Origin of the sequence: Tateyamaria omphalii (assembly GCF_014651375.1) — a bacterium.
GTDB lineage: Bacteria > Pseudomonadota > Alphaproteobacteria > Rhodobacterales > Rhodobacteraceae > Tateyamaria > Tateyamaria omphalii.
This window is the reverse complement of record NZ_BMWT01000001.1, coordinates 594,671-608,036: the sequence shown is the minus strand read 5'-3', so window position 1 is coordinate 608,036 and position 13,366 is coordinate 594,671. Positions and strand designations below refer to the sequence as shown.

The following is a 13,366-nucleotide window of genomic DNA, read 5'->3' as shown; positions in this document are numbered from 1 at the left end:
TCAACCACACACGCCGGGGTATTTTGCCCATGCAAGCTGGGTGACGAGCCATCAAGGCAAGCCACAGGTGCGCATCGAACAAACGGTATCGTCTGGGAAAGTCAGCTGTTCAAACCCGAAAATGAGCACTCGGGTGCTTTCGCCATTAACAGCTTTTAGATGATTGACTAGAAGCACATACGAATTTCAAAATGACTTTGGCTGTAATTCGTCCGAATTATTTCACCCTTGATTTAAAAGGTGCTTTAAGTCTTTGGGCAATTATGAGCCTCACCCAAAAAAACGAAATGACTGCCCAGGCGCTTCGAGTGGCAGCGTATTCACGCCCTGAAAACCTGGAGAACATAGATATTCCTGCACGGTTGGTCGCCACTGGCGCCGCAGTCAAGCGTCTGTCTAGCGTCCGCCGAACTGCAAATGCCCCATGGTTGTGGAATAGAGATCGCAAGGTGCAGTTAAGTGCCTCATTTGCACAATATAACCCATTCGCGTCCGCAGCACTGACTGACCACATATGCAAAAACCCTCCACTGCAGCAGGGCAGCAGTCTGGCTGTGCAAGATTGAACTCCAAAGTCTGTGGGGTCGGTCGCTCATACTCCACTGAAAACAGAAGGCGGGAAAGGGATCAAATTGCCAAGTATCACCCACCGCACTCGTACCAAGCGCGATGTCTGCCTGCACCACATCGCCGCGCGGGTTGATTATCTTCAAAACAGTGAGGGGGCCCGGAAACGCATCATCTTGCCACTATTCGGGTGCTTGATCCGCAACTCTTCGGAATGCAGCATCAACCGTTCAAAGTCCCGCGCAGGCCCTTCCGCATAAAACGGATCACCCAGAATAGGGTGGCCTAACTCCGCCATGTGGACGCGCAATTGGTGGCTCCGCCCGGTCTGCGGCATCAGTCGCACGCGGCTTTCCGTTTCGGTGTCGCGCAGCACGCGCCAATCCGTCACCGCCGGTTTGCCGTTTTCATGATCAACATGCTGCTTGGGTCGGTTCGGCCAATCCACAATCAGGGGCAGATCAACGCGCCCTGTCTTTGGCGTCATTCGTCCCCACACCCTTGCGATATAGGTTTTCTTGGCTGCGCGTAGCTCGAACTGCTTTGATAGAAAACGCTGCGCGTGCGGCGTCAGACCAAACACCATGACCCCGCTTGTATCGCGATCAAGTCGATGTACCAGCAGCGCGTGCGGCCACACCGCTTGCACCCGCGCAATCAGGCAGTCCGACAGGTGCTCACCCTTGCCTGGCACGCTGAGCAGACCAGAGGGTTTCGACACCACCAGCAACTCTGCGTCGTCGTGCAATATCTCCAACGGATCGTTTGGCGGGGAATAGACGTCATCCATATGTCCCGCCTCTCAAATGCGCAGACCGATGACAACCCCATTCACGTTTCAGGGAGGGGTACGATTGGCTCTTTGCTTTGCCGTATCCAAATGCACTTTGCATCGCATGAAGTATTTAATCTCGCTCCTGCTCGCCCTTCCGACCTTCGCGATCGCCCAGTGCGGCCCCGACACCGCCTGTGAAATTGACGGGGGCAGTTATCACATGATCGACGGAGGTGGCGGCAATGAAGGCGCGCCCGCGTTGATCTTTTTCCATGGTCATAACGCCACCGGACAGATGATTTTTCGCGGTGGGATCAAGTCAGATTTTGCGGACGCGGGGTATGTTGTGATCGCCCCAAATGGTCAACAAATCCCGGGGCGACAAACACGCTTCTGGCCAGGTCGTGATGGCAGTGCACGGGACGACATTGCCTTCACACTCGACGTGATTGAAGACGCCAAGACCAAAGCCTCCATCGACCCGAACCGTATCTATGTGGCCGGGTTTTCAGCTGGTGGGTCAATGGCGTGGTTGATGGCTTGCAAAGTGGCGGAACAGTTTGCTGGCTTCACATCGATTTCCGGAGCTTTGCGCGAACCCAACGATACGACCGGCTGCCCGACCAAGCCTGTTCGGTTTCTGCAAATCCACGGTTTTGCCGACAACCAGGTCCCGTTCGAAGGCCGCGCAATCCGCGACTGGCATCAGGGCAGCCTCTGGGACAGTCTTGCGCTCGCCCGCACCGCAAACCAGTGTCGTACTCATCCTGACACTATCGATATTGGTGACCGCTTCCGCTGCCGCGACTGGAACGCAAGCTGTTCGGACGGCGCGATCAAGTTCTGCGAACATGACGGCGGCCACGGGATGCCGCGCGGCTGGACAACCCTTGCCCGCAACTGGTTCGAAGCGTCCTAGGCCGCCGCGCGCATTTCCCTGATCATCGAAACCGAATAGATCACCAATGCTGTCCAGATCATGGGAAAGGCCATCAACCGCCCCTGATCCAGCGGCTCTTTGAACACAAAGACCGCAATCAGAAAGATCAGCGTGGGCGCGAGGTAGCCCAGAATGGCAATGGTGGTCAGGCGCAAGCCCTTGGCTCCATTGGCATACAGCAGCAGTGGGACCGCCGTGACCGCACCACATCCCAGCAACAAAAGAGTGTCATTCAGACCGGTTGCGAGAAAATGTCCCTGTCCGTCTGCACTCATCCAAGTGGCGTAAACGATGGCAGGGATCAGCAGGATCAGGACCTCCAGCATAAAGCCCTGATTTGGCCCGATGGGCAGCTGTTTCTTGGCCAGCGCATACAGGCCCCAGGACAGGATCAGACCAACAGCGACCCACGGCACAGAGCCCGCCTGCCAGATCAGAACCGCCACGGCGATGGCCGCAAGGCCAATGGCAACCAATTGCAATCGCGTGACCCGCTCGCGCAGAACCAGTGCGCCCAACACCACCGAAAACAAAGGGTTGATGTAATAACCGAGGGCCGCGTCTACCGTCTGATCCGACGCAATGGCCCACACATAGATGCCCCAGTTGATCGACACCAAGGCGGCCGTCACACATCCCATGGCCAGCATACGTGGGCTGCGCAACGCCGCCATCAGATCGCCTGTGCGTTTCAACAAGATCAAAACCACGGCGGCAATGGGCACAGACCAGATCACCCGATGTGCCACCACCTCGGCCGCGCTCATGTGGCTGACCATCTTCATATAAAGCGGAAGGAATCCCCACAGGAAATAGGCCCCGAGCGCGAACCCGAGGCCTGCAGGTGTATCACCAGAATTTTGCGACATGGGCAGATCCTTTCGCATCCGCCCTATCACCCGTTTTGGGTGACGTCACGCCTTCACGCGCTCGGATTTCGGGTCATACATCGGCTTCAGGGATGCCTCTGCCCGGACCCTCGTACCGGCCACATCGATCTCGTACGTCGAGGCCAGAACATCCGCTGCCGCTTCACCCTTGCACGGCACATAGCCAAGGCCCATAGCGGCACCCAGATGGTGCCCGTATGCGCCCGAAGTCAGGTAACCCACGATCTCACCATCCCGCACAATCGGCTCGTTGTGATAAAGCAGGGGCTCGGGATCGGTCAGCTTGAACTGCAGCATCCGGTTTTCCAGCCCTTCATCCTGCTTGCGAAGGACCGCGTCGCGCCCGATGAAGGACGGCTTGTCCTTCTTCACGGCAAAGCCAAGGCCCGCCTCCATCACGTGGTCTTCGCAGGTGATATCATGACCAAAGTGGCGGAAGCCTTTTTCGATCCGGCAAGTGTCCATCATGTGCATGCCACACAGCTTCAGACCCATGTCCTGACCCGCTTCATAGAGCGTTTCAAACACGTGCCCCGCCATGTCGGAGGACACATAAACCTCCCAGCCCAGCTCGCCCACGTAAGTCACGCGGTGGATACGAGCCAGGCCCATGCCGATTTCGATCTGCTGCGCAGTGCCAAACGGGTTGTTCTCGTTCGATAAGTCCGCAGGCGAAACCGCATTCAGCAACTCGCGCGAGCGTGGCCCCATGACGGCCAGCACGCCTTCGCCCGGGGTGACGTCGGTGATCACGACGTTGAAATCACCCACATGGCGTTCCATCCATGTCTGGTCCGCCAGACGTGTGGCTGCCGGAGTCACCACCAGATAGGCCGTTTCGGTCAACCGAGTGACGGTCACATCCGCCTCGACCCCACCGCGGTTGTTCAGGAATTGGGTATAGACGATCTTGCCGTTCGGCACCGAGTAGTTACCGCCACCCACGTAGTTCATGAACGCCTCGGCATCGCGCCCCTCGACCCGGATCTTGCCGAAAGAGGACATGTCATACATGCCCACATTCTGGCGGATCGCCATGTGCTCTTCACGCACGTTGTCAAAGAAGTTCTGGCGGTTCCAGCTGTATTCATATTCCGGCGTCTGGCCCGCACGGGCGATCCAGTTTGCGCGTTCCCAGCCAGCAAATTCGCCCATGACCGCGCCGCGTTCCATAAGGTGCCCGTGGAATGGCGACCGGCGAACGCCACGCGCCGTTGCCTTTTGGCGGAAGGGGAAGTGATCTGCGTAAAGCAGGCCCAATGTTTCGGTCGACCGTTCAGCCAGATAGGTCTTGTTGCCCTGGAACGGCTGCATCCGGCTGATGTCCACATCGCCCAGATCAAAGGGCTTGTCGCCATCTTGCATCCACTGCGCCAGCGCCATACCCGCGCCGCCCGCCGACTGGATACCAATCGAGTTGAAACCACACGCGACCCAGACATTGTCCATCTCGGGCGCAAGGCCCAGGTGGTAAGCGTCGTCAGGGGTGAACGATTCGGGCCCGTTAAAGAAGGTGTGGATCCCCGCCTCGGCCAGCATCGGCAGACGGTTCACAGCAGCCTCAAGGATCGGCTCGAAATGGTCGAAATCTTCGGGCAGTTGGTCGAACTCAAAGTCCTTCGGGATGCCATCCACAGCCCAAGGCTTGGCGTTCGGCTCAAACGCGCCCAGCAGGATTTTACCCGCATCTTCCTTGTAGTAGGCGCATTCGTCGGGGATGCGCAGCACGGGCAATTGCTTCAGATCCTTGATGGACTCGGTCACAATGTAGAAGTGTTCGCAGGCTTGCAGCGGCACGTTCACGCCCGCCATACGGCCCACCTCGTGTCCCCACATGCCTGCACAGTTCACGATCATATCGCAGGCGATGTGACCATCGCTGCCATCCTCGCCTTTCCAGTCAACACCGGTCACCTTGCGGCCTTCTCGCACGATGTTGGTGACAGCCACACGTTCCTGCACCTTGGCCCCGTTCTGACGTGCACCCTTGGCCAGCGCCAGCGCGATGTTGGCCGGGTCGCCCTGACCGTCCAGCGGCAGATAGACACCTCCGGTCACACCGTCGATGTTCATGTGTTCGTAGCGAGCTTTGACTTCGGAGGGCGAGATTTCCTCGACATCCACGCCAAAGGACCGGGCCATACCGGCTTGACGGCGCAGCTCTTCCAGCCGCTCGTCGGTCAAGGCAGCGGTGATCGACCCGACGCGCTTGAACCCTGTGGCCACACCGGTTTCAGCCTCCAACGTACCATAGAGTTCTTGGCTATAGCGGGCCAGTTTGGTCATGTTGGCCGTTGCGCGCAGCTGGGCAATCAGACCGGCAGCGTGCCACGTGGTGCCCGATGTCAGCTGCTTGCGTTCCAGCAGCACCACGTCTTTCCACCCGAGCTTGGTCAGGTGATAGGCAACCGAACAGCCAATGACGCCACCACCAATGATGACAACGCGGGCGTTGGAGGGAAGATCAGGCATAGTACATCCTCAGACGATTATATGCCCGGCGGCTTTCAGGCGTCGGGCGATTTCAGCGATATGGGCGGGGCCAACCTCGCAACAGCCGCCCACAATGGTGGCGCCTGCGTCGATCCACGACATCGCATGGTCGGCATAGAGAACAGGGGTGAAGTCGCGCCGCGCCGACAGGCTGTCGACGGTGGGCTTGTTTTCAAGAAAATCAGACGTGATCTGTTCGAAGCCATTGGCATAGGCGCCATATGGCAGGCTGCTTGTTGTCAGCGCAGCCAGTGCAGCCGGGATCGCCTCGGGGGCCGAACAGTTGATGAGCAGTGCGCTGGCACTACCCTCTTCGGCCACCGGCACGGCATCGGCAACCGGTTCGCCCGACCGCAGTTTGGATCCGTCGCGATCATCGACGGTCAGGGCAAGCCACACTGGCAAGCCCATTGGCACGCTGGCCGCGAGAATATCACGCGCATGCGCCAAGGACGCGACCGTCTCGCAGATCAGCAAATCACACGCCGGTGCAAGCAACTCTGCCACCTCGGCGAAAAGGGGCACGGCCACATCCGAAGCGGGGTGCAGGTCCGGGCGATAACTGGCCCGCAACGGACCAATCGCCCCGGCAATGCGACCCGAACCATGTTCGCGCCGCGCCGTGCGTGCTTCGTATAGCGCGCTTTGGTGAAGGGCCGAAAACGCGCCCTCGACGGGTGTATCCGTCAGACGGTCGTGATGAATGGCGTAGCTGTTGGTGGTCGCAATCGTGGCACCTGCAGCAAAGAAATCTGCATGCACCTGCGTGACCAAGCCGGGATGATCCAGCATGATCTGTGTCGACCATAGGGGCGTGGGTTTGTCCCCGGCGCGGTGCACCAGTTCCTGCCCCATGCCACCGTCCAACAGCGTAATCTCAGCCATCAGTTCACTCCGAAAGGGATCCAATCACGCCCGCAACCGTTCGTTTTCGGGATCCCACAGCGGTTGGTCTGCTTGCACGACGGCCTTGTAGCGTTTGCCGTACATTTCGACCTCCAGCTCGGTGCCAGGCTCGGCCAGATCGGTGCGAACTACGCCAAGCGCGATGGACGCATTGATCCGATAGCCCCACGCGCCGGATGTGGTTTCACCAACAACATCGTCGCCATTCCAGATGGTGGACATGTACGGCGCGTCCTGATCACCGGCTTCGACCAACATGGTGACAAAACGCTTCTTCGACCCTTGCTGTTTCTCGGCTTGCAATGCCGCCTTGCCCGGGAAGTCCTGCGGCTTGTCCAGACGGACAAAGCGATCAAGGCCCCCTTCGAACATGGTGTAGTCGGTCGACAGGTCGCCCTTCCACGTGCGGTAGCTTTTCTCCAAACGCATGGAGTTCAGCGCATACATGCCAAACGGTGTGGCACCGGCATCGCGGATCGCCTCATAAACCTTGGCCGCCTGGTCGGTCGGTGCGTGCACCTCCCAGCCCAGCTCGCCCACAAAGGACACGCGGGCCATGGTCACGGGCACGCCCGCCACGTTTGCGGATTGATGGGTCAACCAGCCAAGGGACAGGTCGGCATCCGAGATACCCGCGAACAAATCCCGCGATTTGGGACCGGTGACCAGCATGGTGGTGACCTCTTTGGACAGGTCCGTCAGCTCAACGCCTTCCGGCGCACGGCTGGCAAGGATTTCAAAGTCATGCCACTGCGCAACGGCAGCGGTCATGATCGTGAAGTCGTCTTCGTCATGGCGGATGACCGACACCTCGGTCAGGATACGGCCCCGGCTGTCTGCGAAGTAGGACAGGTTCATCCGGCCTGCCTTGGGCAGCGCACCGGTGATCTGCTCGCGCAGGAATTCCGCAGCACCTGCACCTTTAAGCGAGTAGCGTGAGAAGCCGCACATGTCGATGACACCCACACCATCGCGCACAGCCTCGACCTCTTCCTTGATGCGGGCCTCCCACGGGCCGTTGCGATCCCAGGTCTGTGTCGCCTCTTCGGATGTGTCGTCGCCGTCCTTTGCAAACCAGTTGGCGCGCTCCCACCCGTTATAGGCGCCCATCTGGCCGCCATCGGCGACAAGACGGTCGTGGTTCGGCGACAGTTTCTTGTTCCGCCCGGCAGGCCATTCGTGATGCGGGAAGTGCATCGCATATTCGTGGCCGTATGTTTCCAGTGCTTTCGACAGGCAATAGTCGTGATCGGCGTGGTCGGTGTAGCGGCGTGGGTCAACGGCCCACATGTCCCACTCGGTCTCGCCATGCATGATCCATTCGGCAAGCGTTTTACCTGCGCCACCACCCTGAGCAATGCCGAAGGTGAACGAATGCGCCTCAAACGCGTTCTTCACGCCGGGCATGGGGCCGATCATCGGCAGCCCATCGGGCGCGTAGGGGATCGGGCCGTTGATGTTGCGACCAACGCCGGCAGTACCCAGCGCAGGCACACGCTCCATCGCGTCTTCAATGTAGAATTCCAGACGCTCCAGATCGTCCGGATAAAGCTGGAAGCTGAAGTCTTCGGGCATCGGATCGTCGGGGGTGACCCAGTGCGCCTTACAGTTCCGTTCATACGGTCCAAGGTTCAGACCGTTCTTGTCCTGACGCAGGTAATAGCTGATGTCCACATCGCGGATCATCGGCATCTTGTGACCCTTTTCCTTGGTCCATTCGGCCAATTCAGGGATTTCTTCGGTCAGGAAATACTGGTGGGACATGACCACCATGGGCACGGTGCGACCACCGAATGGTTTGAACATCTCACCCACGCGCTGCGCGTAGTAACCGGCACAGTTGGCCACGTATTCGGCGCGGATTTCGCCTTTTTCGGTCTTCACGATCCACTCGTCACCATCGCGGTCGATGCCGATGACGGGGCAGAAACGCTCAATTCGCCCACCGGCATCACGCGCGCCTTTGGCAAGGGCCTGGGTCAGCTGCGCCGGGTCGATGTCACCATCCAGCGGGTCCCAAAGACCACCGGCCAGATCATGCGTTTCCATGAACGGGTTGAACTCTTTCAACTCATCCGGCGTGCACATCTGCATCTCAAGGCCCTGATAACGACCCATGCCTGCGACGCGCTCAAACTCTTGCATCCGCTCTTTGGTATGCGCCAAACGGATCGCACCGGTGACGTGGTAGTTCATCGGATAGTCAACGTCGTCGGCCAGCGTCCGGTACATCTCGAGCCCGTAGCGCTGCATGTTCATCACGGCCCAGGAGGACGAGAAGTTCGGGCAGTTGCCCGCCGCGTGCCAGGTGGAGCCCGCCGTCAGTTCGTTTTTCTCAAGCAGAACACAATCGGTCCAACCCGCCTTGGCCAGATGGTACAAGGTTGAGGTGCCAACGACACCACCCCCGATGATGACCACGCGGGCCGTTGTTGGAAAATCTGCCATTTGAGTAGCTCCCTATTGGTCGTGTTGCGGACGTCCATCCGCAATGTCGTAGTAGTCGCCCTTGTCGGCGACAAAGATGTGTTTTTCCGTGGTGATCCCGGTCGGCCCGTCCAACGTCCCCGACATGACGGACACAGCACCGCCATCGTCCTCGTGCCGCCAGAAAAGCGACGAACCACAGCGATTGCAAAACCCACGCTGTGCCTTTGGTGAGGATTGATACCAGACCAGCGTGTCGTCGCGCGTGATCTCAAGCTGGTCGGGTGCCACTTGCGTTGCGGAGACATAGTGACCGCTCGTCTTCCGGCATTGGAGGCAATGGCAGGCAACGGAATTGCGCAGCTCTCCCGAAAGGGTATAGGCGACACCGCCACACAAGCAGCTTCCTGTCTTCATGTCAGGACCTCCCCGGCGTTGCTGATGTGCCCAGAAGGAAACCGTAGACAACGAAACATGTTGCCATCACGCGCCGGAACCAAACGTTGAACACCGCACCGATCGCGGCTCGTCCGATACCTGCGCCCAGCGCGGTAAAGCCCGAATAGCTGAGTGCGGTGATCGTCAACGCTGTTGGAATGATCTGCCACATCTGATCCCAAACGGGTACGTCCGGCTGTACGAATTGCGAAAAGGCAGCGAGATAACCCGCCACGCTCTTTGGATTGATCGTCGCAATTGCAAACGCGCGGGCGTAAACGGATTTGCCCGATTGGACGGCCAGTTTGGGCGGCGTCCGAGCCATGAGCCAACCTCGTACACCAAGATAGATCAGGAAGCCTGCTCCGATCAGCTTGGCCACGAAAAACGCGGTCGGGGATGCGATGATCAGCGCCGTAATGCCCGCTGCTGACAAGATGAGGAACAACAACGCCTGTGTCAGAATCGCAAGGACGCCGGGAAGCGACCGACGAAACCCCAGGGCCATGCCGTTGTTGATGCAATTGATAGCGTTTGGGCCGGGGGTGGTGACAAAGACCACCCAGAACATCGCGAATATGACCCAGGCTTCAAACGACATCAGTACACCGGAGGCGCAATAACCCAGATCGCGACTGCAGGCGCGTCATAGGGATTCTTCCAGCGAAAGGGCTCGCCCCGGATGCGAAAACTGTCCCCCGGTGCGATGGCATAGGTCTGGCCAGCAATCTCAAGGTCCAGACGACCGGAGATCAGATACCCCACCTCTTGTGTCGGTCGGGTGACCGCTTGGACAATCTCGCTGTGCGGCTCAAAAGTCGAGTGCACCATCTCGAAATCATCCGTCAGATCTGGCGACAGCAGTTCTTCCACCAGACCTGCCGTACGCGACCCGATGGGACGCCGTGCGCCGCTACGCACGACATAACCCTCTTCGTTGGCAGGGGCTGCGCCCCGGCGGAACAGGGTCGAGACGGCAATGTCCAATTCGGCCGCGATGTGGCGCAAATCGGTGATCGAAGGCTCGGATAAATCACGCTCGACCTGGCTGACCCAGCCCACGGATCGACCCAGTGCGTCCGCCAAATCCTGCAATGTCAGCCCACGCGCCTTCCGCAAGGCACGCAGGTCAGCGCCAAGGCTGTGGGCAATGGTTGGATCGGATTGCAGCATGAGCCGTGAAATTCCCTTTCAGAATTTCACGTAAGGGAAGTCAAAATGAAAAATCAAGATAGATTTTCATGCGCGAGCAAAAACATTCCCGAGAATCGCTGCCAATGCGTCGGCATCGCCCTGTGTGAAGGCATCCGGTTGGTCGCTATCGATATCGAGAACCGCAATCAGTTCACCCGAGGCTGACGTGATCGGTAGCACCAATTCTGAGCGCGTCGAACTTGAGCACGCGATGTGTCCCGCAAAGGCATCCACATCCGCGACCAATTGCACCTCGCCCGTCCGCGCCGCCGCGCCGCATACCCCGCGCGAGAACGGGATTTGCAGGCAGCCATGCCCACCCTGGTACGGGCCGATCTTCAACATCTCTGGGCCCGCCACACGATAGAACCCTGTCCAATCAAACCGGGCGTCGCTGTGATGCACTTCACATGCAACCGTCGCCATCAAAGCAATCGGATCGTCCTCGCCTTCGGTCAGGCTGCGGATCGTTTTGGCAAGCAGGTTGTAGTCTGGCACTGGCAGGCCCCCTTAGGTCGCATAAAACCGGGGCGCTGCCCCGGACCCCGTAGTATTTTCAGTCAGAAGAAACTCAAACGCGTTCTATGGCGACGGCCGTCCCTTCGCCACCACCAATGCAGATGGCTGCGACGCCGCGTTTGAGGTTCCGTCTTTCCAGCGCGTTCAACAGCGTGACAATGATGCGGGTGCCGGATGCACCAATCGGGTGACCCAAAGCGCAAGCGCCTCCGTTCACATTCACGATCTCGTGGTCGAGGCCCATTTCACGCATGAACGCAAGTGGCACAACAGCAAAGGCTTCGTTCACCTCCCACAAATCCACGTCACCCTTGCTCCAACCGATGCGATCCAGCAGCTTTTGCGCAGCGGGCACAGGTGCCGTGGTGAACAAGCCGGGGGCCTGCGCGTGGCTTGCGTGACCTAGGACACGGGCCCTTACAGTCATGTTCTGCGCCTCAGCCATCTCCTCGGACGCCAGGATAAGTGCGGCGGCCCCATCCGAGATTGAAGACGAATTGGCCGCTGTAACGGTGCCGCCATCCCGGAAGGCTGGTTTCAGATGCGGAATTTTGTCCGGTCTTGCGCTGCTCGGCTGTTCATCCGTGTCCACGGTCATGGAACCCTTGCGTGTTGAAATCTCGACCGGCGTCACTTCTCCGGCAAAGGCTCCTGACTGGATCGCGGACTGTGCCCGGCTCAGCGACGCAAGCGCGTATTCGTCCTGCACCTCACGTGTGAATTGATAGGCTTCAGCGCAATCCTCGGCAAAGGTGCCCATCAAGCGGCCCTTGTCATAGGCATCTTCGAGACCGTCCAGAAACATGTGATCGATCACCTGCCCATGGCCCAACCGCGCGCCACCCCGCATCTTGGGCAGCATGTATGGTGCATTTGTCATGCTCTCCATCCCACCAGCAGCCATAGTGCTAGCATGGCCCAATGCGATTTGGTCGAAGGCAATCATCGCCGCTTTCATACCTGACCCGCACATCTTGTTCAGCGTCGTGGCGGGAACATCTTCTGCCAGACCGGCTGCAAACCCCGCCTGACGCGCAGGGGCCTGACCCTGACCTGCAGGCAGAACGCAGCCCATCAACACCTCATCCACGGTCGTCACACCGGCCTCGCCTATTGCGGCCTTGATCGCGATCCCGCCTAGGGCAGAAGCAGACATGTCTGACAATGCCCCTTGAAACCCACCCATGGGTGTGCGCGATGCGCCGGCGATCACAACTGGTTTCATGCTTTGGGTCTCCTGTCAGAGGGTGGCAACCGAATAGTAAGGATTGCGGCCTAGACAGACAATGTAACCAGAGAATTGCAAGAGGGCGCGCATGGATCTTCGCAGCCGATCAGAAGACAGCCTGCAAGTGGTGTCTGTACATGACAGCCGCATTGACGCGGCTGTAGCCATTGAATTCAAAGAAGCAATGCGCAGTGCGACCGACAGCGGCGACGATACCGTTGTACTGGATCTCAGCGAGGTTCAGTTCATTGATTCGAGTGGCCTCGGGGCAATCGTCGCAGCCATGAAACAGATGGGTCAATCACGCAAATTGGCCCTCGCTGGCTTGACGCCGACGGTGGAGAAAGTGTTCCGCCTGACGCGAATGGACAGTGTTTTCCCAGTTTTCCCCACACTTGACGGTGCGATTGCCGAACTGAAGACCTAACCTTGTCGACCCAGATGAAAGTCCGTTCGATGACACGTACAACATTCTTGCCCGCATTTCATATTTCGGTGGTGAGTGGTCAGATGGCCGTCAGATCCGCGCTTGGCCAACTGCTGGACGGGCTGAAACCATTGTCCCTTGATGTCGAGGAAGCAGGAACAGTCGAACTGGTGATGGCAGAGGCACTCAACAACATTGTCGAGCATGCCTATCCTGAGAACCAGGAAGGTGGACCAATCGATATCACATGTGCGCATGCATCGGACGGTCTGCACCTGACGGTCGTGGATTCGGGGCGGGCGATGCCTGACGGTCAGACACCCGTGGGAATTGCTGCCGATATCAACGTGGACTTGTGCGACATGCCAGAGGGCGGCTTCGGCTGGTTCCTGATCAAGGATCTGGCCAAGGACGTGACGTATAAGCGTCAGGACAAAGAAAACCAGTTGCAACTGCGCCTCGCCGTGGCGCTGGCTTAGTCTCTTGATGCCCCACGGCGCGCTGGATTCCGCAAAACAGCCCACAGCGGACCACATTCCTGCCCGAATCCTTTGGCATACCG

The 13,366-nt window shown here is 58.8% G+C and carries 14 protein-coding genes; 4 read left to right on the top strand and 10 right to left on the bottom strand.

Annotated features, from left to right (window positions below):
• Nucleotides 1–191: 191 nt before the first annotated feature.
• Complete coding sequence (locus IE087_RS02925) at nucleotides 192–566, top strand: hypothetical protein (protein ID WP_189367523.1); 375 nt, start codon at nucleotides 192–194, stop codon at nucleotides 564–566.
• A 143-nt stretch (nucleotides 567–709) separates the two neighbouring features.
• Here IE087_RS02925 and IE087_RS02920 read toward each other — a convergent pair whose 3' ends face one another.
• Nucleotides 710–1,357, bottom strand: a complete 648-nt coding sequence (locus tag IE087_RS02920) for an RluA family pseudouridine synthase (RefSeq protein WP_189367521.1) — start codon at nucleotides 1,355–1,357, stop codon at nucleotides 710–712.
• Nucleotides 1,358–1,463: 106 nt separating this feature from the next.
• Between IE087_RS02920 and IE087_RS02915 the strand changes: the two genes are divergently transcribed.
• Nucleotides 1,464–2,261 (top strand): CE1 family esterase, encoded by a 798-nt coding sequence (locus IE087_RS02915; protein WP_189367519.1) that lies wholly within the window; start codon nucleotides 1,464–1,466, stop codon nucleotides 2,259–2,261.
• Here IE087_RS02915 and rarD read toward each other — a convergent pair.
• The 9 genes from rarD to IE087_RS02870 form a co-directional block, all read right to left on the bottom strand.
• Nucleotides 2,258–3,151, bottom strand: coding sequence for an EamA family transporter RarD (gene rarD, locus IE087_RS02910; protein ID WP_189367518.1), 894 nt, complete (start codon nucleotides 3,149–3,151; stop codon nucleotides 2,258–2,260). The genes IE087_RS02915 and rarD overlap by 4 nt on opposite strands.
• A gap of 45 nt (nucleotides 3,152–3,196) precedes the next feature.
• Nucleotides 3,197–5,644 carry a GcvT family protein gene (locus tag IE087_RS02905; RefSeq protein ID WP_189367516.1) on the bottom strand — a complete coding sequence of 816 codons (2,448 nt, stop codon included), beginning with the start codon at nucleotides 5,642–5,644 and terminating at the stop codon, nucleotides 3,197–3,199.
• A gap of 9 nt (nucleotides 5,645–5,653) precedes the next feature.
• Nucleotides 5,654–6,550, bottom strand: coding sequence for a homocysteine S-methyltransferase family protein (locus IE087_RS02900; RefSeq protein WP_189367514.1), 897 nt, complete (start codon nucleotides 6,548–6,550; stop codon nucleotides 5,654–5,656).
• 24 nt (nucleotides 6,551–6,574) lie between these two features.
• The gene (locus IE087_RS02895; protein ID WP_189367512.1) at nucleotides 6,575–9,019 is read right to left on the bottom strand and encodes a GcvT family protein; all 2,445 of its coding nucleotides are present in this window, start codon (nucleotides 9,017–9,019) and stop codon (nucleotides 6,575–6,577) included.
• Between the two features lie 12 nt (nucleotides 9,020–9,031).
• The gene (locus IE087_RS02890) at nucleotides 9,032–9,415 is read right to left on the bottom strand and encodes a GFA family protein (protein ID WP_189367511.1); all 384 of its coding nucleotides are present in this window, start codon (nucleotides 9,413–9,415) and stop codon (nucleotides 9,032–9,034) included.
• Nucleotide 9,416: 1 nt separating this feature from the next.
• On the bottom strand, nucleotides 9,417–10,037 hold the full coding sequence (locus IE087_RS02885) for a LysE family translocator (protein ID WP_189367509.1): 621 nt from the start codon (nucleotides 10,035–10,037) through the stop codon (nucleotides 9,417–9,419).
• Nucleotides 10,037–10,609, bottom strand: a complete 573-nt coding sequence (locus tag IE087_RS02880) for a helix-turn-helix domain-containing protein (protein ID WP_189367507.1) — start codon at nucleotides 10,607–10,609, stop codon at nucleotides 10,037–10,039. The genes IE087_RS02885 and IE087_RS02880 overlap by 1 nt, the downstream gene beginning before the upstream one ends.
• Nucleotides 10,610–10,675: 66 nt before the next feature.
• Complete coding sequence (gene msrC / locus IE087_RS02875) at nucleotides 10,676–11,128, bottom strand: free L-methionine (R)-S-oxide reductase MsrC (protein ID WP_189367506.1); 453 nt, start codon at nucleotides 11,126–11,128, stop codon at nucleotides 10,676–10,678.
• Between the two features lie 73 nt (nucleotides 11,129–11,201).
• A complete protein-coding gene (locus tag IE087_RS02870) occupies nucleotides 11,202–12,374 on the bottom strand; it encodes a thiolase family protein (RefSeq protein ID WP_189367504.1) in 1,173 nt (390 codons plus the stop codon).
• Between the two features lie 91 nt (nucleotides 12,375–12,465).
• Between IE087_RS02870 and IE087_RS02865 the strand changes: the two genes are divergently transcribed.
• Together IE087_RS02865 and IE087_RS02860 are read left to right on the top strand one after the other, a co-directional pair.
• Nucleotides 12,466–12,804: an STAS domain-containing protein gene (locus tag IE087_RS02865; protein ID WP_189367502.1), complete on the top strand. Its 339-nt coding sequence runs from the start codon at nucleotides 12,466–12,468 to the stop codon at nucleotides 12,802–12,804.
• A gap of 83 nt (nucleotides 12,805–12,887) precedes the next feature.
• Nucleotides 12,888–13,283, top strand: a complete 396-nt coding sequence (locus tag IE087_RS02860; protein ID WP_229801238.1) for an ATP-binding protein — start codon at nucleotides 12,888–12,890, stop codon at nucleotides 13,281–13,283.
• Nucleotides 13,284–13,366 lie beyond the last annotated feature (83 nt).